This is a genomic window from Alphaproteobacteria bacterium (assembly GCA_040216735.1).
Taxonomy (GTDB): domain Bacteria; phylum Pseudomonadota; class Alphaproteobacteria; order SHVP01; family SHVP01; genus CALJDF01.
Genome location: JAVJOO010000002.1, coordinates 114535 through 134190 on the forward strand (window position 1 = coordinate 114535; position 19656 = coordinate 134190).

Annotated in this window: 21 protein-coding genes; 9 read left to right on the top strand and 12 right to left on the bottom strand. The window is 65.2% G+C overall.

The genetic code is table 11. The annotated features are described in order from the left end of the window. Together hpt and RID42_01690 are read right to left on the bottom strand one after the other, a co-directional pair. Entirely contained in the window at positions 1–567 is a 567-nt protein-coding gene (hpt, locus tag RID42_01685; GenBank protein MEQ8246370.1) for a hypoxanthine phosphoribosyltransferase, read from the bottom strand. Next, entirely contained in the window at positions 564–1292 is a 729-nt protein-coding gene (locus tag RID42_01690; protein ID MEQ8246371.1) for a zinc-ribbon domain-containing protein, read from the bottom strand. The genes hpt and RID42_01690 overlap by 4 nt, the downstream gene beginning before the upstream one ends. Before the next feature lie 129 nt (positions 1293–1421). On the opposite strand from RID42_01690, the gene ftsE reads away from it, so the two are divergent. Genes ftsE through RID42_01710 form a run of 4 tightly spaced genes read left to right on the top strand, consistent with a single transcriptional unit; the run spans position 1422 to position 4312 of the window. Continuing rightward, positions 1422–2156 carry a cell division ATP-binding protein FtsE gene (gene ftsE, locus RID42_01695; GenBank protein ID MEQ8246372.1) on the top strand — a complete coding sequence of 245 codons (735 nt, stop codon included), beginning with the start codon at positions 1422–1424 and terminating at the stop codon, positions 2154–2156. Continuing rightward, a complete protein-coding gene (locus RID42_01700; GenBank protein ID MEQ8246373.1) occupies positions 2153–3043 on the top strand; it encodes an FtsX-like permease family protein in 891 nt (296 codons plus the stop codon). Before ftsE ends, RID42_01700 begins: the two co-directional genes overlap by 4 nt. Positions 3044–3047: 4 nt before the next feature. Next, positions 3048–3593 (top strand): HAD-IIIA family hydrolase, encoded by a 546-nt coding sequence (locus RID42_01705; protein ID MEQ8246374.1) that lies wholly within the window; start codon positions 3048–3050, stop codon positions 3591–3593. Beyond that, positions 3590–4312, top strand: coding sequence for a lysophospholipid acyltransferase family protein (locus tag RID42_01710; protein MEQ8246375.1), 723 nt, complete (start codon positions 3590–3592; stop codon positions 4310–4312). The genes RID42_01705 and RID42_01710 overlap by 4 nt, the downstream gene beginning before the upstream one ends. Here the strand turns inward: RID42_01710 and RID42_01715 are convergent. After that, positions 4309–5055: a hypothetical protein gene (locus RID42_01715; protein ID MEQ8246376.1), complete on the bottom strand. Its 747-nt coding sequence runs from the start codon at positions 5053–5055 to the stop codon at positions 4309–4311. The two genes, RID42_01710 and RID42_01715, sit on opposite strands and share 4 nt — an antisense overlap. After that, positions 5052–5564 (bottom strand): hypothetical protein, encoded by a 513-nt coding sequence (locus RID42_01720; GenBank protein ID MEQ8246377.1) that lies wholly within the window; start codon positions 5562–5564, stop codon positions 5052–5054. Before RID42_01720 ends, RID42_01715 begins: the two co-directional genes overlap by 4 nt. 279 nt (positions 5565–5843) lie before the next feature. Here RID42_01720 and RID42_01725 point away from each other — a divergent pair, with 279 nt between their 5' ends. Further along, the gene (locus tag RID42_01725) at positions 5844–8159 is read left to right on the top strand and encodes an adenosylcobalamin-dependent ribonucleoside-diphosphate reductase (protein ID MEQ8246378.1); all 2316 of its coding nucleotides are present in this window, start codon (positions 5844–5846) and stop codon (positions 8157–8159) included. Positions 8160–8243: 84 nt separating this feature from the next. Here RID42_01725 and RID42_01730 read toward each other — a convergent pair whose 3' ends face one another. Next, on the bottom strand, positions 8244–8873 hold the full coding sequence (locus RID42_01730; protein MEQ8246379.1) for a gamma-glutamylcyclotransferase: 630 nt from the start codon (positions 8871–8873) through the stop codon (positions 8244–8246). A 95-nt stretch (positions 8874–8968) separates the two neighbouring features. On the opposite strand from RID42_01730, the gene RID42_01735 reads away from it, so the two are divergent. Continuing rightward, positions 8969–10042 (top strand): DUF2125 domain-containing protein, encoded by a 1074-nt coding sequence (locus RID42_01735; GenBank protein ID MEQ8246380.1) that lies wholly within the window; start codon positions 8969–8971, stop codon positions 10040–10042. 5 nt (positions 10043–10047) lie between these two features. On the opposite strand, the gene RID42_01740 is transcribed toward RID42_01735, so the two are convergent. Genes RID42_01740 through RID42_01750 form a run of 3 tightly spaced genes read right to left on the bottom strand, consistent with a single transcriptional unit; the run spans position 10048 to position 12906 of the window. After that, on the bottom strand, positions 10048–10959 hold the full coding sequence (locus RID42_01740) for a prephenate/arogenate dehydrogenase family protein (GenBank protein ID MEQ8246381.1): 912 nt from the start codon (positions 10957–10959) through the stop codon (positions 10048–10050). Beyond that, on the bottom strand, positions 10956–12062 hold the full coding sequence (gene hisC / locus RID42_01745) for a histidinol-phosphate transaminase (protein ID MEQ8246382.1): 1107 nt from the start codon (positions 12060–12062) through the stop codon (positions 10956–10958). Before hisC ends, RID42_01740 begins: the two co-directional genes overlap by 4 nt. Position 12063: 1 nt before the next feature. After that, complete coding sequence (locus tag RID42_01750; GenBank protein ID MEQ8246383.1) at positions 12064–12906, bottom strand: chorismate mutase; 843 nt, start codon at positions 12904–12906, stop codon at positions 12064–12066. A 136-nt stretch (positions 12907–13042) separates the two neighbouring features. Between RID42_01750 and RID42_01755 the strand changes: the two genes are divergently transcribed. Then, positions 13043–14218 (top strand): homoserine O-acetyltransferase, encoded by a 1176-nt coding sequence (locus RID42_01755; protein ID MEQ8246384.1) that lies wholly within the window; start codon positions 13043–13045, stop codon positions 14216–14218. After that, positions 14215–14847, top strand: a complete 633-nt coding sequence (gene metW, locus RID42_01760) for a methionine biosynthesis protein MetW (GenBank protein ID MEQ8246385.1) — start codon at positions 14215–14217, stop codon at positions 14845–14847. Before RID42_01755 ends, metW begins: the two co-directional genes overlap by 4 nt. Here metW and RID42_01765 read toward each other — a convergent pair. Then, on the bottom strand, positions 14824–15591 hold the full coding sequence (locus RID42_01765; protein ID MEQ8246386.1) for a methyltransferase domain-containing protein: 768 nt from the start codon (positions 15589–15591) through the stop codon (positions 14824–14826). The two genes, metW and RID42_01765, sit on opposite strands and share 24 nt — an antisense overlap. On the opposite strand from RID42_01765, the gene RID42_01770 reads away from it, so the two are divergent. Further along, the gene (locus RID42_01770) at positions 15586–16278 is read left to right on the top strand and encodes a glutathione S-transferase family protein (protein MEQ8246387.1); all 693 of its coding nucleotides are present in this window, start codon (positions 15586–15588) and stop codon (positions 16276–16278) included. The two genes, RID42_01765 and RID42_01770, sit on opposite strands and share 6 nt — an antisense overlap. Positions 16279–16307: 29 nt before the next feature. Here RID42_01770 and phbB read toward each other — a convergent pair whose 3' ends face one another. The 3 genes from phbB to RID42_01785 form a co-directional block, all read right to left on the bottom strand. Continuing rightward, complete coding sequence (gene phbB / locus RID42_01775) at positions 16308–17030, bottom strand: acetoacetyl-CoA reductase (GenBank protein ID MEQ8246388.1); 723 nt, start codon at positions 17028–17030, stop codon at positions 16308–16310. A gap of 34 nt (positions 17031–17064) precedes the next feature. Continuing rightward, the gene (locus RID42_01780) at positions 17065–18243 is read right to left on the bottom strand and encodes an acetyl-CoA C-acetyltransferase (protein ID MEQ8246389.1); all 1179 of its coding nucleotides are present in this window, start codon (positions 18241–18243) and stop codon (positions 17065–17067) included. A gap of 64 nt (positions 18244–18307) precedes the next feature. Continuing rightward, positions 18308–19516 (bottom strand): alpha/beta fold hydrolase, encoded by a 1209-nt coding sequence (locus RID42_01785; protein ID MEQ8246390.1) that lies wholly within the window; start codon positions 19514–19516, stop codon positions 18308–18310. Positions 19517–19656 lie beyond the last annotated feature (140 nt).

The following is a 19656-nucleotide window of genomic DNA, read 5'->3' on the forward strand; positions in this document are numbered from 1 at the left end:
CTACTCCTGGCGCAGCACCCCAACGAAGGGCAGTTCTCGGTAGTAGTGAGCGAAGTCGAGGCCGTAGCCGACCACGAACCGGTCCGGGCAAACGAACCCGACATGGTCGGCGGCGATCGCCACTTTGCGTTTATTCGGCTTATCGAGGAACACACAAACGCTGACCGACTTCGCCCCGCGCCGCTCGATCAGGTCCTTGGCGAAGACCATCGTGCGACCGGATTCGAGAATATCGTCGATCAACAGCACATCCATCCCGGCGACGTCGTCGGTAATGTCGCGGGTGATTTGCACCGTCCCCGAACTCTCCGTGCCGGTGCCATAACTCGACAGCGTCAGGAAGTCGATGCGAGGGTGCATGCCGGCGCGGTGCAGCGCGCGAATTAGGTCGGCGCAAAATACGAAGCTGCCCTTGAGGACGGCGATGACCATGCAGTTGCGGTCTATGCGTCCGGCGATTTCGTTTCCGAGTTCGTCGACGCGGCGCGCAATGGCGTCGGCGGCAAACAGAACGTCGACCTCGGCGCGCTCGTCCGCGACGGCGGACTCGAGCGACGCGCCGCTCATCCCGGCGCCTGGGTGACGAAGGTGACCCGCAACCGGCGGGTTTCGCGCGGTGCGTCGATAATGCTGGTGCGATAGGAGAATTTGTCGAGCGGCCCCAGCACGCTAACCGGCGCGCGGAACTTCCACTCGGTCAATACCTCATCGGCTTCGTCCAGCAGGATGACCTGCATGATCGGCGGAACCGACCGGGTGGACCGGGTGACGTTCTGCACTTCACCTTCGATGTCGATGACCAGCGTCCCTTCATCGTCACGGAAGTCGACCGCCGGGTTGCCCAGAACCTTCAAGCCTTCGCCGGGCGCGGTCACCGGCGGGTTGGTATCGAGGCGCGCTAGGTCGTAGGCGGTCTTGGCCGGGGGCCAGAAGGTGACGACCTCGACGCGGAAGAAATAGAGCCCGGCGATGACAGCCAGAACGACGGCGGCTAGGACACCCCAGCCCATCCCCCCGCTGCCCGCGGCACGGCGCGATCGGCTGGCCCGACCGCGTTCGCGGCGCCGCGCCGCGGCCGGGGTGCGGCCACGCGCCGGACGCGCGGGTACGTCGAGCCCAAAATCGGGGACTTCAATATCGTCGCTTTCGACGATGACAGGCGCGGCACCAGTCTTCGGGCGCTCAGTCCACGAGTGTCCGCACCTCACGCATCGCAGCGCGCGACCGTGAGGAACCAGGACTTGAGCATCGAGCTGATACCGCGTACTGCAGTTCGGGCAAGTGACAATCATGCCTACGCGATTGATTTTACGGCCAAATCCTTATAGGCCCTTTGGCCGTATGCTGACAAGCGGGGCCGCTGGACGCTGCCCGCCGCCGCGTGCGATTCTGCCGCGCCCGCCCATGGAGATTGCCCCCGCGTGGTTCGTTTTGAGAACGTCGGAAAACGGTACGGGCACGGTCCGGAAGTCCTCCGCGACCTGACCTTCAGGCTGACGCCGGGGTCGTTTCATTTCCTGACCGGACCGTCGGGTGCGGGCAAAACCACGCTGTTGAAACTAATGTACCTGGCCCAGCGCCCGTCGCGCGGTACGATCGAAATGTTCGACCAGGATATCGGCAAAACCAAGCGGCGCGACCTGCCCTTGCTGCGCCGCCGTATCGGCGTGGTGTTCCAAGACTTCCGCCTGCTCGATCACCTCAGCGCCCTGGAGAACGTCGCCCTACCCCTGCGCATTGCCGGCGCCCGGCGCGAACAGATCGAATCGCACGTTGCGGAGTTGCTCTCCTGGGTCGGATTGGCAGGGCAGATCAACGCCCGCCCGCCGACGCTGTCGGACGGCGAAAAGCAGCGGGTCGCGATCGCCCGGGCGGTGATCGGTCGCCCCAACCTGCTCCTCGCCGACGAACCCACCGGCAACATCGACCTCGCCCAAGGTTTGCGCATCCTCCATTTGTTCGAGGAACTCAACAAGATCGGCACGACCGTGGTCATCGCCACCCACGACCGCTCGCTTATCACCACCTTCGGGCGGCCCGAACTGCGGCTAGCGAACGGTGAACTGAGCGTCCACAAGACCCCCGCCCCGCCATCGTTGGACCCCGAACCAAACCGCGGCGAAACCGACGGCGGAACCGTGGCGGATCGACCATGATCCCGCGCCGAGGCGATTTGCCGCTCGGCGGCGACGCCAACCGCCGCTTCATTCCGTTGATCGTCGGGGCGATGGTCTATCTCGCTGCCTTGGCCCTGGCCGGCACCTTCGCGCTCGACCGGACCGTGCAGCAATGGAGCGACGGGTTGCGCGGTGCGCTGACGGTCCAGTTGCCCGGCGTGGCCCAGGACCCGGAGGGCGCCGAGGCCCAGACCCGGATCGATACAGCGGTCGCCATGCTGCGCGAAACCGCCGGCATCCTGAGCGCAAGGCCCTTGCCCCACGCCCAGGCCCAGGCACTGCTTGAACCCTGGCTCGGCGCCGGCGACTTGCCTGAAAACCTCGCCATTCCCATCATCGTCGACGTCACCATCGACCCCGCCAGTCGGCTCAACTTCGAAGACCTGGCGCAACGCTTGGAAGACACGATCCCCGGTGCACGACTCAGCGACAACGGCGTCTTCCTCCAGCGTCTCGTCACCTTGGCGCGCGTGGTGCAATTGGTTGGGGGCGTCGTCGTTCTGATCGTCGGCATCGCCACGGTATCGATCGTCGTCTTCGCCACCCGTGCCGGCATGACCTCGCACCGCGACACGATCGAACTGCTGCACTTGATCGGCGCGCGCGACCGCTACATCGCCCGGCGGTTCGTCGCCCATGCGCTGTGGTACGGCCTGCTCGGCGGCGTCATCGGGTTGATCTTGGCGACCCTCACGCTGGTCGCGCTCGCGCTGGCGGCCCAGGGAGTGGACGACACGGTACTGCCCCGCCTGTCCCTCGGCCTGACTGCCTGGGTCGCGTTGCTGTGCGTGCCCATTGTCTCGGCCGTGATCGCCATGATCACCGCGCGGATCACCGTGATGCGTGCCCTGCGGCGACTGCCCTGATCCGATGTTGGTCCTGCTCGATCGCGATGGCGTACTCAACGAAGACCGCGCCGACTTCGTCAAATCTCCAGCCGAATTGGTCATGGTGCCCGGCGCGGCGGCGGCGGTCGCGCGGCTCAACGCCGCCGGTCACACCGTCGCGGTGGTCAGCAATCAATCCGGCGTTGGGCGAGGCCTCATGACCGAGGGCGACCTCAGTGCCGTCAACGCCGCCCTGGGCGACGCCGTCGCTGCCGCCGGCGGCCAGATCGATGCCGTCATCGTCTGTACCGATCCGCCGTGGGCCGCCACCGATCGGCGCAAACCCGGCCCCGGGATGCTGCGTGAAGCCTTGACCCAATTCGCCGCCGCGCCCGCCGACGCCGTGATGATCGGCGACGCGGTGCGCGATTTGGAAGCCGCTGCCGCGCTCGGTATCCGCCGCATTCTGGTGCGGACCGGCAAGGGTCGCGCCGCCGAAACCGCGCTGCCGCCTGCACTCCAGCCGGTCGACGTCTACGACGACCTCGCGGCCGCGGTAGACGTCCTGATCGCGACGGGGCAACCATGAGCCTCGCCCGCGCCCTCGCTTTCCAAATCGCCTTTTGGCTGTGGTCGGCGGCGATCAACCTCGCCTGGCTGCCCTCGCTGGCGATGTCACCGCTGGCGACGGTGCGCGGCCAGACGATCTGGGCGCACGGGGTGATGGTCCTGCTGCGGCTGTTGGTCGGCATTCGCTACGAGATTCGCGGCCGCGAGAACATTCCGCCGGGTGCCGTGCTGATCGCCGCCAAGCATCAGTCGGCCTGGGACACGATGATCTTCCATATTATCGCCCACGATCCCGCCATCGTGATGAAAGCCGAACTTCTGAAGATCCCGGTCTACGGCTGGTACTGCCGCCACTCGCGCATGATCCCGATCGACCGCGACACCGGCTCGAAGGCGATCCGCACCATGGTCGACGCCGCCAAGGCCGCCGCAGGCGCGCAGCGCCCCATCGTGATCTTCCCCCAAGGCACCCGCGTCGCACCGGGCGCGGACGCCCCCTACCTGCCCGGCGTCGCCGCGCTTTACCGTCAGCTTGGCATTCCGGTGGTGCCGGTCGCGCTCAACTCCGGCGTCTTCTGGCCGCGCCGCTCGATCCGCCGCAAACCCGGCACCATCGTCCTTGAATACCTGCCACCGATCGAACCGGGCTTAACCCGCAAGGACTTCATGGCCCGGTTGGAAACCGCAATCGAACAGGGCTCTGGTCGATTGGCCAAAGAAGCAGCACTCAAGAACTAGGCTGCGCCAATTCTGTCTAGTTGTCGGTCAATAGCGGAAAATGGAACGATGGTTGCCACAGTTTGGAGCAAATTGAGGTCGGCGGAAGCCCATTTGTCCTGGTCGTCGTAAACGATCCTTTGAATAATCGTCGAATCGTCAACTTGCTTGAGGTCAAGGTGAGCAACTGCTTTGGCATTAATTGAAGCTGCATCTGGCAAAACAGCATCCATAACAAGTCTCTTCTTTGAGCCAATATCGACCACATTGTCGAAGTGATATTGTCTAGTGCTCTGGCCTGTTAGCACCGAGTGGGAATGTATCCGCTCTTCTGAGAACCTTAGTTGCAAGACCCGCCTTAGCTCCTCCTTCAAATCCCTTCTAAGTCGAATCTTGAATTTGTCTAATCCGGCTTTAGCAGCCGCGCTCGACGCGTTTGCAACCAAGACCACCATCGATGGCAGCCTCTCGATTGGAACACTTGGTGAGTAGATTGCGCCTTTGTCGTGCCTTAAACCGGCTCGTTTGCAGAAGGGGTGTAACAAACGATCAGCATCTTCAACTTTCAGTCCGTGCGCGGATATCTCGTCAATTGCACCGCCCTCATCGGATACCCTGATCTCGAGAGCTCCGCCGGTTACATATACGGTTACCGAGGAGTTGCTGGGATATAGACAGTGTGTGGGAACTGCTATTCGACTGCCTGCCTCGGCAATAGCAAGGTATGCATCTAGGAGATGTTTCACGACGCCCATTTCGCTCATAGCAATCTCCCTCTGGGCGGCAACTCAAACACCGGTTCATGAAACGCGATCATAGTCTCACCGCAGAACCACCGAAAAGCGTTCTCCCAATGCCTGATCGCATTTGGCAGTGACCTTGCACAGGGCATATCGGGCAGGGTACTTCTGGTTGATAAATGTCGATTGTCATTCCATGCATGATAGTGCGGACCTACAATCGAGTACTCTCCCCCCAGGGAATCGACACGGTCGGCAGGATTGGTATGCCGTTTGTAGTCAGGCTCAAAATCCAGGCGCCAGATACAGTGGTTTCTGTACTGGAGGACAATGGTGAAGCGAAGCCCGCTTTCTTCTGGATAGGCCGTCGTGCAGAATTCGGCGTTTGTCGACTCGCCATTGACGAGAATCGGTAATGACGATCTCATCTCGCCCGAGCGGCTACCCTCGACCCAGGTCGGTGCGCCTGCAAGTTCCTTCGGTGCCGCGAGAAACCCATCGACAAGTTCTGCTGCTGTGGGCTCATCCACCATGTCGGAAAGTATCGTTGTTGCCCGCCAGCTAGGCCAGCAGGATCGCTGTGTATAACTCTGTATATAAAACTGGCCGTTGTCACAAATAGGATCCCCAGAAATCCCGCTGTGACCCAGCCAATGATCAGTGGATAACTCGAACAACCTGGAACAATCCTTATATATCAATTTGTTAGACTGCGCTCCGGCTGTGAGAACATTTCTAGAACATCTGCGTTGACGCCCCCACGGGGCCGGGCCTACCATCGCCGCCCACCTCCCCTCGCCCGAGTACGCGCCATGGCCGCCCTGACCCCGATCGCCCAGCAAATTTGGGACATGAAGTACCGCCTCAAGGCCGCCGACGGCACGCCCGTCGACAAATCGATCGAGGACACCTGGCGCCGGGTCGCCAAGGCCCTAGCCGCCCCCGAGAAGGACGCCGACGCCTGGGCCGAGAAATTCTACGGCGCCCTGGCCGACTTCAAGGTTCTGCCGGCGGGCCGCATTATCGCCGGCGCCGGCACCGACCGGCGCGTGACGTTGTTCAACTGCTTCGTCATGAACACCATCGACGACGACATGGGCACGATCTTCGACAACCTGCGCGAAGCGGCATTGACCATGCAGCAGGGCGGCGGCATCGGCTACGACTTCTCCACGCTGCGGCCCAAGGGCGCATTGGTGAAGGGCGTCGGCGCCGACGCCTCGGGCCCGCTCTCCTTCATGGATGTGTGGGATGCGATGTGCCGCACCATCATGTCGGCGGGCCACCGCCGCGGCGCAATGATGGCAACGCTGCGCTGCGACCATCCCGACATCGAAGCCTTCATCGAAGCCAAGCGCGAACCCGGTCGCCTGCGCATGTTCAATCTTTCGGTGCTGGTCACCGACGCCTTCATGGACGCCGTCAAGAACGACGGCCCGTGGGACCTCACCTTCAACGGCACGATCTTCGATTCGGTGTCGGCGCGCGACCTGTGGAACAAGATCATGCGGGCGACCTTCGCCTTTGCCGAACCCGGCGTGATCTTCATCGACCGGATCAACCGGCAGAACAACCTCGCCTATTGCGAAACGATCAACGCCACCAATCCATGCGGCGAACAGCCCCTGCCGCCCTACGGCGCCTGCCTGTTGGGCTCGGTCAACCTGGCGAAGCTGGTCAAGGACGCGTTTACCCCCGGCGCCCATCTCGACACCGCCGCGCTCGATGAGATGACGCGCCTCGCGGTGCGGATGCTCGACAACGCGATCGACGTGTCGCGCTTCCCGCTCGACTCCCAGGAACAGGAAGCCAAGAACAAGCGCCGCATGGGCTTAGGCGTCACCGGACTGGCCGACGCGCTGATCATGTGCGGCGCGCGCTACGGCAGCGATGCCGCGGTCGCCCTGACCAAGGAATGGATGGGCACGTTGCGGCGCGCCGCCTACCTCGCCTCGGCCGACCTCGCGGCCGAAAAAGGGTCGTTCCCGCTGTTCGACAAGGACCTCTACCTCGCAGGCGAGTCGGTGCAACAGCTGGACGACGACGTGCGCGCCGCCATCGCCGAGAAGGGTATCCGCAACGGCTTGCTGACCTCGGTCGCGCCGACCGGGACGATTTCGATCTTCGCCGACAACGTCTCCTCCGGCCTCGAACCGGTCTTCAGCTTTACCTACAAGCGCAACGTGCTGATGCCCGACGGCAGCCGCCGCGAGGAAGACGTCAGCGACTATGCCTTCCGCCTCTACCGGCGGACCTTCGGCGAGACCACCGCCCTGTCGGACGCCTTCGTCGATGCACAAAGCCTGACCCCCGCCGACCACGTGCGCATGCAGGCCACCGTGCAGGCCTATATCGATTCGGCGGTCTCCAAGACCGTCAACGTGCCCGAGGAAATCGATTTCGAATCGTTCAAGGACGTCTACCTCAGCGCCTACGATCAGGGCTGCAAGGGCATCACCACCTACCGCCCCAACGACATCACCGGTGCCGTCCTGCGCACCGAGCCGGCCAAGGACACCGCGCAATCCGAACTGCCGCTGAACGCGCCCCCTGCGCGGCCCAAGGATCCGTTCGAGGCCGGCGGCGTGGTCTACATGACCCAACCGCTGGACCGGCCCGGCGTGCTGCCGGGCTCGACCTACAAGGTGCGCTGGCCCGAAAGCGACCACGCAATCTACATCACCGTCAACGACATCATCCAGGACGGCCGGCGGCGGCCCTTCGAGGTGTTCATCAACTCCAAGAACATGGAGCACTACGCCTGGACCGTGGCGCTAACGCGGATGATCTCGGCAGTGTTCCGGCGCGGCGGCGATATTTCGTTCGTGGTCGAGGAACTCAAGGCGGTGTTCGACCCGCGCGGCGGCTATTGGGTCGACGGCGCCTACGTGCCTTCGCTCCTGGCCGCGATCGGCGACGTGATCGAAAAGCATCTGATCAACATCGGCTTCATCGCAGGGCCCGAAAACAAAGACGACTCCGCGCTCGAACTGCGCAAGGTCGCCGGCATGGAAGGCGGCCCGTCTGATGCCCGCCTGCGCACCTGCCCCCGCTGCTCGCAACCGTCCCTGATGCGCCTAGAGGGCTGCGACACCTGCACGAGCTGCGGGTTCAGTAAGTGCGGGTAGGGTCGAAACCCGTGGCGTCATGGGCTTGCACCCCCTCGCAGGATCGCGCCCGGTTGCACGGAAACGTACATCTCACCTGACGTTTCACACCTTGGAAACCAACCGGTGCACCGCATGCAGCGGTCCGTCGGCGATCCCCAGTTCGTCGAGATGGGCAATGGTGTTGGCGAGGTAGTCGCGGTTGCTGCCGCTCTGCCCTGAAGCAGCAGCGATGATGTCGGCGATCCGGGCGGGCGGCAATTTGCCGGCATAGTGATCGTGCGCCGGGTTAACGACAAAACACGCCGCCCGCACGACGCTTGCGCCGCGCGAAACTTGTCTCTCCCCCCTCCCTGCCCTCGCCCTTGGCGAGGGGGAGGAGGTAGACCCGGCTTCGCCGCTTGGTGCCACGCCCAGCGCAACCCGCAGCCACTTCAACGCATACACATCCACCGCATGGCCGAACATTTCGCGCGCAATGAGGTAATCCATCGCCGCCGCCGCGTCCGCAGCCGCCACCCGGAACGCCCGCCCCACGCACGAGCCGCCGCGGTCCAGCCCCAGCACGAGTCCGCGCCGCTCGGGCGTGCCGCGGTAGTGTTCGGAATAAAGGCAGAAGGCGCGGTGATAGCCATGCAGTTGCGCGGACCGGACTTCGGCATAGGGAAAGCCCGGGTTCCACATCAGCGACCCGTAGCCGAACACCCAAATATCGCCCTCGCCGTTTCGCTGCACCCCGTGTCTCCCACCGGCTCGCCGCAGTGGCCGCGCCGTTTCGCGCCCGCTATATACTAGGCCGATGAACCCCCGCCAACGCACCCGCCCCCCGCATGGCTGAATACGCCACCGCCGCCTTCGAAAGCCGGCGCCGGCCGCGCACCAAATTGTGGGCGGCGCTGACCGTCATCGTCTTCGCCGTGATCGCGGCGGGGCTCTATACCGCGTTCTGGTTCGACGCCGCCGAACGGCTCAAGATCGGTATTGTTGAGTGGACCGCGCAGCAGCGCGCGGACGGCAACTTCGTCGTCCTAAACGATCTCAAAATCACCGGCTTTCCGCTCGCCTTTACGCTCACGGCCGACCAAGCCGTGGTTGGGCGTACCAACGAACGAACGTTTTCCTGGCGCGCCGAAGGGTTCCGCGCCCGCGCCTGGGTATGGGCGCCGCGTACCTTGGCGGTTAGCGCACCCGATAACGGCTTGACCTTTTCGGCGCGCGGCAATTCGCGCAACGTCGAAATGAATGCCGCCAGCCTAGCCATGACGGTTGAACTCGACGGCGCCAACTGGCCGCGCGTCATCACTGCGCGCTTCGAGCGGCCGGTCCTGCGCATCCTTGGCATCCGCGACGAGATCGCCGCCAGCACACTGTCCCTGAATGCGACGACGGCGCCCGACGGCCAGGGGTCGCTGGCCCTCGACGCGATCGATATCACCAGCGGACAAGCGCTGCTGCAGCGCCTGGGCGGCACGGTCGATCGTCTCAAAGCGACCGCCGACCTCAAGGGCGCTTGGACGGTGGGACCGCTTGAACGCCAACTCGACGCTTGGCGGCTGGCCGGGGGCACGTTGGAGGTGCGCGATACGCGGCTGGAGTGGAGCGGCCTTACGGTCGATGCCGATGGCACCTTCTCGCTCGACGAAGAGCTGCGCCCGCTGGGCGCGATGACCGCGACGTTCCTGGGCCTATCCGACTTCATCGACCGGCTGCAAGCAGCCGAGATCGTGCGCCCGCGCGATGCCGCCGCCGCAAAGGTATCGATCAATCTGTTGGGCGAACGTACCGAGGGGGGCCGCATTCGCATCCCCGTAACCGCGCAGTTCGGCCGCCTGTCGGTGGGCCCGGTCGGTTTAGGCGACCTGTTGCCGGTGACCGACCTTTTGTACATCCCCAACCTGCAATAGGCCGCTTAGGATTTTTTCAAATGCTCGGGCTCGTCCTGGCCCGCCGCGATTATGCCGCGGCGGATGTCGCGGGTGCGCCGGAACAGCGTCTCCAACGTCTCGGCATCGCCCCAGCGAATTGCGCGCTGGAGCGCCGAGAGGTCTTCGGTAAAGCGGCCCAGCATTTCCAGCACTGCGTCTTTATTGTTGAGAAAAATATCGCGCCACATCACCGGATCGCTGGCGGCAATGCGAGTGAAGTCGCGAAAACCACCGGCCGAATATTTGAACACTTCCGATTCGGTGACGGTCTCCAGGTCGTCGGCGGTGCGCACAATGTTGTAGGCGATCAAATGCGGCAGGTGCGAGGTGATCGCCAGCACCCGGTCGTGGTGGGCCGCGTCCATGATTTCGGTTTTGCTGCCCAAGGTGCGCCACAGCGCAGCGACCCGCGCGACCGCCGCCGGATCGGTACCTTCGGCGGGTGTCAGAATGCACCAGCGTTTTTCGAACAGTTCGGCGAAGCCCGCATCGGGGCCCGAAAATTCGGTCCCCGCGACCGGATGCGACGGGACGAGGTGAACCCCTTCAGGCAAATGCGGCGCAACGTCGCGCAAAATCGATTCCTTGACCGAGCCTGTGTCGCTGACGATGGCGCCAGGTGCGAGGTGCGGCGCGATCTCGGCCGCCACCGCGCCCACCGCGCCGACCGGTACGGCCAGGATCACGAGGTCGGCGCCGCGTACCGCCGCGCCGATGTCCTCGGCGATGTCGCCTAAACCGAGCGCGCGGGCACGGGCGCGGATGTCCGCCGCCGCATCGAAACCTGCCACCGTTTCGGCGGCGCCATGGGCCCGGGCGGCATGGCTGATCGACGCGCCGATCAATCCCAGGCCGATGATGGCTAGCCGCGTGAACGGGCGCTGCGCCTCTGTCATCGAGCCGGATTCGCCGCGACGAAGTCTTTCAGGGCGGCGATGGCGGCGGCATTGTCGTCGGCCAGGCCCACCGAAACGCGCAGGTATTGCGGCAACCCGTAACCGGCAATCAAACGCACCAGGATGCCGCGCGACCGCAAAAACGCGAAGCCGGCCTGGGCCCGTTCCGCGCCGCCGAAATCGGCGATCAAAAAGTTTCCGACGCTGGGCGCCGTGGGCAAGCCCAATCCTGCAAGTTCGCGGGCAAGCCAGGGCAGCCATTGGTCGTTGTGGGCGCGCGCCTTGGCTTCGAAGCGCGCATCTTCGATCGCCGCGACCGCCGCGGCCTGGGCGGCGGCATTGACGTTGAATGGACCGCGCACGCGGTTCAGCGCGTCGGCAATCGCCGGGGCGGCGTAGCACCAACCCACACGCAACGCCGACAGGCCGTAAATCTTCGAGAACGTGCGCAGCATCACGACATTGTCGTGGCCCGCGACAAGGTCCTGCCCGGCGCTGTAATCGGCCGCGCCGACATACTCGGCATAGGCCGCGTCGATCGCCAAAATGACGTCGCTCGGCAGGCCGTCGCGCAACCGCTGCAGTTCAGCCGATGTGACGTAGCTGCCGGTCGGGTTGTTCGGGTTGGCCAGGAAGACGATCCGCGTGCGCGAAGTCACCCGGGCCAGCAACTGGTCGACGTCGGCGCGCAGATCGCGTTCGGGCGCAGCCACCGGTACTGCGCCCGCCGCCATCGCCGAGATCCGGTACATCAAGAAGCCGTGCTCGGTGTACAGCACTTCCTCGCCCGGTCCGGCATAGGCGGTGATCAACAGCGAAATCAGTTCGTCCGAGCCCGCGCCGCACACGATCTGCGCGGGCGATACCCCGTGCCGCCGGCCGATGGCTTCGCGCAGCACGCGCGCTTCGCCGTCGGGATAGCGGTGCAGCGTTGCCGCCGCTGCCTTGAACGCGTCGATCGCCTTCGGGCTGGGGCCGAGCGCAGACTCGTTCGACGATAATTTGACGATGTTGTCGATCCCCGGCGCGTCGGCCTCGCCGCCCTTGTAGGGCGTGATGTCCATGACACCGGCGTGGGGCCGGGGGCTCGGTGGGTGAGTCATATCAAGCGCGTGAAAAGGGCCGCGCGTAGGAGCCCGCCGCGGACAGGCGCGCGCTGCCGACGCGCTTGGCGAACGCGGCGAGCCTTGGGTCGGCTGACGTAACGTAGCCATCGACCTCGAACAGGTAGGAATCGCCCGCGCCGCGTTCGGAGAATGATGAAATCGCCCGACCGCCGAGATCGACGGCTTTGAGATGATCAGTCAAAGACCGCCGGCTGATTTGTTCGTCGGTGCTGACCACGAGCCAGCTCAAATCGTCGCCGCTTTCGTCGTAAGGCAGGCAACCCACGACCATCGCCTGGAGGTCTTCGAACCGCGCGCCCGGGTTGTCGACGAACGGCAAACGCCCGATCACGCGCGGCATGTTGTCGCCGCCACCGCTCATATACCGCCACCACGGATCGGCCTCGCCGTCGTGTGGCTGGGGCAAAATGCCAACGGTTGCCGCGCCCTCGGACACCGCCCGCAGCACCACGGTGGGGGATTTGTGCAAGGACATGTGTGTCGCCGACCCGAAATGGTCGCGCGCCAGATCCCAGTAACCGACCGATTTTTCCGGGGCGCAGACCGCGACCTCCAACGGCCCTTGCAGGCGGCAATAGGCGGCAATCAGTTCGCGCCAAATCCGCCCGACGACGGGTTGCGGTAGGCCGGTTTCGGTCCCCGCCAACAACGTCCGCAGGACCGTGGCTTCGCGTCCGGGCCGCAAGATCGGGCCGCCCCCCTTAGCCGCGCCGACCCGCCGCACGACATCGGTTCGTGCCGCGATCGCCGCCAACAATCGGGCGTCGATTTCGTCAATTTCGCGCCGGAGCGCGTCGAGATCGGTTGTGTCGTTGCTCATGATAAACCCCTTCGGCCACCGCGCCGGGGCGGCATAGTCTTAAGCGCCGAAAGGGCCAAAATCAAAGAAAACATTGACATATCCGTTACCTAAGCCAAGTTATTCGATCCCCGGGTCAATCTGGTTTTGCTCTTAGATGGCGGTCGCCGATCCCATGGAAGTCTCGCGCTCATCGCCAAGCGCCGTCAGCGGCCAGTTCGTCGAATTGGGCGCCGCCGGACCCTTGCGCCTGGACAGCGGGACCGAACTCGCCGCCTTCGGGGTGGCCTACCAAACCTACGGCACCCTCAACGCCGACAAGTCCAATGCCGTCCTGGTGTGCCACGCGCTAACCGGCGACCAGCACGCCGCCAACGACCACCCGATGACGCAAAAACCGGGGTGGTGGGACATCATGATTGGACCGGGCCGACCGCTCGATACCGATCGCTACTTCGTCATCTGCGCCAATGTCCTTGGCGGGTGCATGGGCTCGACCGGGCCCGGCGAGATCAATCCTGAAACCGGCAAGCCGTGGGGCCTCGCCTTTCCGGTCATCACCATCGGCGACATGGTGCGGGCCCAGGCCCGCCTCCTCGACCACCTCGGGATCGACCAACTGTTTTGCGTCATCGGCGGATCGATGGGCGGGATGCAGGCGTTGCAGTGGGCCTCGGCCTACCCTGAGCGCGTCTTCGCATCGGTACCGATCGCCGCCGCGTCGCGCCATTCGGCCCAGAACATCGCCTTCCACGAGGTCGGCCGCCAAGCGATCATGGCAGACCGCGACTGGCACGGCGGCGCCTACCACGACCACGGCACCACGCCGCGCGCCGGTCTCGCGGTGGCGCGCATGGCCGCTCATATCACCTACCTGTCCGAAGCGGCGCTGCGCCGCAAGTTCGGTCGCAAGCTGCAGGACCGCGACCGCATCACCTTCGGCTTCGACGCCGACTTCCAGGTCGAAAGCTACCTGCGCCACCAGGGCATGACCTTCGTCGACCGCTTCGATGCAAACTCCTATCTCTACATCACCCGCGCGATGGACTACTTCGACCTTGCGGCCGAGCACGGCGGCAGCCTTGCTGCGGCCTTCCACAAAACGCCGGTTAGGTTCTGCGCGATCTCCTTCACGTCGGACTGGCTGTTCCCAACGTCGGACAGCCGCGAAGTGGTCAAGGCGCTGAACTCCGAGGCAGCCAACGTCAGCTTCGTCGAAGTCGACACCGACAAGGGCCACGACGCCTTTCTGCTTGACGAGCCCGAATTCCACAAAACGCTGGTCGGGTTCCTCAACGGCGCCGCCGACAAACGCGGCTTGAAAAAACCGTGAGCGCGGCGGACGAGCGCGCCCGCGCAGGACTGCGCAGCGATCTTCTGTTCGTCGCCGACCTGATCGAACCGGGCGCGCGGGTTCTCGACATCGGCTGCGGCGACGGCGCCCTGCTGCACTACCTCAGCAGCGAACGCGGCGTCGACGGACGCGGCATCGAAATCAGCCAAGCTGGGGTGAACGCATGCGTCAGCCACGGCCTCTCGGTGATCCAGGGCAACGCGGACACCGACCTCCAGGACTATCCGGACGGCGCCTTCGACTACGTCGTGTTGAGCCGAACCCTGCAGGCGACCCGCAACCCGCGCGAAGTGCTGGCTCAGTTGGTGCGCATTGGCCGCAAGGCAATCGTGACCTTTCCCAACTTCGGCTATTGGCGGGTGCGCTGGAATCTGATTGCCAACGGGCAAATGCCCACGACCCGGCTGTTGGCCGACCCCTGGTACAGCACCGAAAATATTCACCTGTGCACGATCCGCGACTTTACCGCGCTCTGCGACGAACTCGATCTGCGCACCGAGCACCAGGCCATCCTTAATCACACCGGGCGCGACACCCAGTTTCGCAGCACGTCGCGGTTTGCCAATTTCTTCGGCGAACAGGCGCTATTCATGCTCTCCCGGCGCTAGCCGCGCGGCGGCGCCTCGACCGGCGAGCATCGGTCGCGCCACGGCCCTGACCGGGCGCAGCCGAACCCGGCTGCCCCGCGGCGTCGCCGCATAGACCTGTTTGCCGCCCTCGACCAGCAATGCGCCCGCGATCGCGGTCGCTCCGATGCTTTCACCGAACCGCTCCAGCGGGCCCGCTGCGCGCAGCATCAGCCCGCCTTGGCTCGGCGGAAAATAGAGCGCGGCCTTGGTCGCCCCCGGCGAAAACATGGTGTCGCGCAGCAACCGGTTGAGCTGCGGCGGACTGAACGGACGCCCATGACCAAAGGGCGTGCGTTCCAGCCGCGCCCAGATACCGCGCCGGTTCGGGGCGACGATCAAGATCCGGCCTTCCGGCGCCAACACCCGCCACACCTCGCGCAGCATCGGCCGCAGATGTTCAGAATTCTCCAGCGTGTGCGCCAGCAGCACCCGGTCGACGCTGGAATCGCGCAGTGGCAGTTCTGCCTCGTCGGCCAGGGCAACCCGGCTCGCCGTATCGGCCGGCCAACGGTGCACGCCCTGGCCCGCCGGCATGAAGGCCAGTACACGCTCGGCCTCCTCCAACATCGGGCGCAGTAGCGGTGTCGCATACCCGATGCCGACGACCCGCAGGCCCGCGACGCTGGGCCACAATTCGCGCACGCGGCGGCGCAGGGTCCGTGCGGCGATACGGCCCAGCCGGCTGTCGTAGAATTGCTTTAGGTCGACGACGTCAAGATGCATGACGCGATTCTACCACAAGCCGGGGCACCCTGGCGCGACGCCGCAACCCAGTGTAACAACGGCGCCATGAAACTCTTTTACACGCCGTTGAAAAACTACGTCCACAAGGTCCAGGTGGTGGCGATCGAGACCGGGGTTTACGACCGGTTGGAGCGTATCGCCACCGACCCCTATACCCGCCAGGTCGAGCATGTGCTGGCCAATCCGCTTAGCAAGGTGCCGACCTTGATCCTCGACGACGGTAGCGCGCTCTACGGCGGCCCGGCGATCTACGAGTATTTCGATTCGCTACACGACGGCGCCAAGCTGTTCCCAGCCACCGGGCCTGCGCGTTGGACGGCACTGCGCCAATTGGCGCTTGGCGATGCGATGTTCGACACCTTCGTGCTGCGCCAGAACGAACTGAAACGCCCCCGCGAATTCGTCTATCCGGCGGCGCTGGAAAACTACATGGCGACCGTGGCCCGCGCGCTCGACGCGCTGGAGTCCGAAGCGCCGGCGTTCGAGGGGTTCACCATCGGGTTGATCTCGATCGCCTGCGGCCTGATGTACCTAACCAAAATTCGCGACCGCGACGGCATGGACCTAGACTGGCGCGACGAGCGCCCCGACCTATCGGCCTGGTACGACCGCTTCACCGACCGCCCGTCTTTCGTCCCCCGCGACAACGCCATCGCGCTGCGTTGATGCGAAAGCCTGACGTCTCAACCGACACGTCAGTACATATGCTGTCCGCCGTTCACCGACAGGGTTGCGCCGGTGATGAAGTCGGCGTCGTCGGCGACCAGGAATAGCACGGCACGGGCGATGTCCTCGGCGCGACCGAGGCGGCCCACCGGAATCCGCGCGATGATCTTTTCCAACACGGCCGGCGGCACCGAGCGCACCATGTCGGTATCGACATATCCAGGGGCAATGGCGTTCACGCTCACCCCCTTGGCAGCACCTTCCTGGGCCAGTGCCTTGGTGAAACCGTGGATGCCGGATTTCGCGGCGGCGTAATTGACCTGGCCGTACTGGCCCGCCTGCCCGTTGATCGAACCGATATTGACGATGCGCCCGAAGCCGCGGGCGCGCATCGAGTCGATAACGCACCGCGCCATGTTGAAACACGACGTCAGATTGGTGTCGATCACCGCCTGCCAGTCGTCGAGCGACATCTTGTGCATGGTCGCATCGCGGGTGATGCCGGCATTGTTGACCAGCACATCGACCGGCCCGAGATCGGCGGTAATCCGAGCGATCTTTTCCTTGCAGTCGTCGTAGCTACAGACATCCCACTGGTAGACGGCGATGCCGGTCTCTTTGTGAAACGCCTCGGCGGCTTGCGTGTTGTTGGCGTAGTTCGCGGCAACTCGGTAGCCGGCGTTCTTCAACGATTCCGAAATAGCCCGGCCGATTCCGCGCGTCCCGCCGGTAACGATCGCGACTCTGGACATAAAATCCTCCCTGGCTGGGAGGCCAGCTTAGACCCTAGTCGCGGGCGACGCACATCGCGATGCCCATGCCGCCGCCGATGCACAGGGTGGTGAGGCCCTTCTTGGCGTCGCGTTTTTGCATTTCGAACAGCAGGGTCGTCAGCACCCGGGCGCCCGACGCGCCGATCGGATGGCCGATCGCGATCGCGCCGCCGTTGACGTTGACCCGGTCGGGATCCCAGCCCATGTCCTGGTTCACCGCGCAGGCCTGGGCGGCGAAGGCCTCGTTGGCTTCGATCAGGTCGAGGTCGGCGGCGGTCCAACCGGCTTTCTCCAGCGCCTTGCGGCTGGCCGGAATCGGTCCCGATCCCATCACCGCGGGATCGACGCCGGCCTGGGCCCACGACGCAATCCGGGCAAGCGGGGTTATGCCCCGCTTGGCGGCATCCTCGGCCCGCATCAACACCAGGGCCGCGGCCCCGTCGTTGATGCCCGAGGCATTGGCCGCGGTCACCGTGCCGTCCTTCTCGAAGGCCGGGCGGAGTTTTTGCATCGCGTCCAGTGTCGCCCCGTCGCGGATGTATTCGTCATGCTCGACCACGGTATCGCCCTTGCGGCCCGGCACCGTGACCGCGACGATCTCGTCGGCGAAGCGTCCGGCCTTGCGGGCGGCCTCGGCCTTATTTTGCGAAGCCACCGCGAAGGCGTCCTGTGCCTCGCGGGTGATCTGCCATTGGCGCGCGACGTTCTCGGCCGTCGAGCCCATGTGATAGCCGTTGAACACATCCCAAAGGCCGTCGCGGATCATCGTGTCGATCATCTGGGTATCGCCCATCTTGGTGCCCTGTCGCAGATGCATCGCGTGCGGCGCGTTGCTCATGCTTTCCTGGCCGCCCGCGACGACGATATCGGCATCGCCGTTGCGCAACGCCTGATAGCCCAGCGCGACCGCGCGCAGACCCGACCCGCAGACCTGGTTGACGATCCAAGCCGGCGCCTCGACCGGGATGCCGGCACCGATGGCCGCTTGGCGCGCCGGGTTCATGCCCGCCGCCGCGGTCAGCACCTGACCCAAGATAACCTCGGATACCTCGCCCGCCGCCACGCCGGCGCGTTCCAGGGCGGCCCCGATGGCGACCTGCCCCAGGGCCGCGGCCCCGAGCGGCGCGAAACTTCCGTTGAACGAGCCCACGGGGGTCCGGGCGGCACTGGCAATTACGATCTCGGTCATCACGGCTCCTTTGCGAACAAGGGCTGATTGTTGCACCGCACAACGCCCTTCCGCAACCGCGAAGGCGCTAGGCTGTTAGCCAGTCCCGCAGCGGCTCCCACAGGGTCCGCCGCGCGCCCCTGCCGACCACCATGCCGACGTGCCCGGCGTCCGGCGCGTGGACACGGGCTGCCGGTAGGGCGGCGGCCAGCGCGCGCGCCGATTGCGGCGGCACGATGCGATCGTCGCCGGGCAATACGACAAAGGCGGGGCACGTCAGGTGCGCCGGATCGATCCGCATCCCACCCACCTGCCAGCGCCCCGCGCCTGGATCATTCGCGCCGTACCAATCGACGAAACATTCCCGGGCGACGGGACCGGCCAGCGGCACGCCGTCGTTGAGCCAGTCCTCCAGGGCGACGAAATCTTCTGCGGCGGCGCTGTCCGGTGGCATTGCCGCGAAGGCGCGAAACTTCCGCGCAGCCAGCAGCGGATCGAGACTGGCGAAGAACGCCTGCAACAGGTCGACCGGCAACTCGCCCAGAGCCGCGACGGTCTGGTCGATCGCCCCGCCTGGCTCGAGCATCCATGCCGCAGACCCGCGTTCGGCATGGAAGTCCCACGGGGTCGCCAGCAGCGCCAGCGTTCGAACGTACTGCGGGTAAAGCAGGGCCGCCGCCAAAGCGAGATTGCCACCCATGCAATAGCCGACGAGATCGATCGGCCCGCCGTGCCGCGCGCACAGCATTGCCAACGCGTCGCGCAAGGGCCCCATGACATAGTCGCCCACCGAAAATGTCTTCTCGACTGCGCCAGGATCGCCCCAGTCGAGCAAATAGGGCTGTGTCCCCGCGCCGCCCAACCAGCGCAGTAGGCTGCGGCGCTGCGACAGATCGAGGATGTAGGCGCGGTTGACCAGCGAGGGCACGAACAGCACCGGCGGACCGCTGCCGCCGTAGTCGCGCAAGGCCGCCGCACCGAACCGCGCGATCGGGTCGGGGTCGGCGACATCGCGGCGATAGGGATGGGTCCGGTAGGCCTCGATCGCCGCTGTCAGGGCCGCAGCACGCGCGGTCGCTTCGGCGCTAACCGCCTGGGAAAGGGTCTGCGGGTCAGCGGTCTCCAGCGCCGGCATCAACCGGGCCGCGTCGGCGGCCAGCTTCGGCATCCAGGTCAGCAAGCCGCGCTGCGCAAGCGGCAAGGCCGTCAGCGAGCCGGTCCAGGTCCACAGCGCCAGCGCCATATGGAGACTGACCGGGCGCGGCCCCTGGCGTGGGGCAATTTGGGGCATGGTCATCGGACGCCCTCTCCATCGCCGCGCGCCAATCGTGACTGAAAACCTCGGCCACCTGCGCCTCCCACAGATCGAGAAAGCGGACGGCGAGTTGCTCGGGGGTCGGGGCCGCGGACATGGCCGGAGTATAGCGCCGCTTCCGG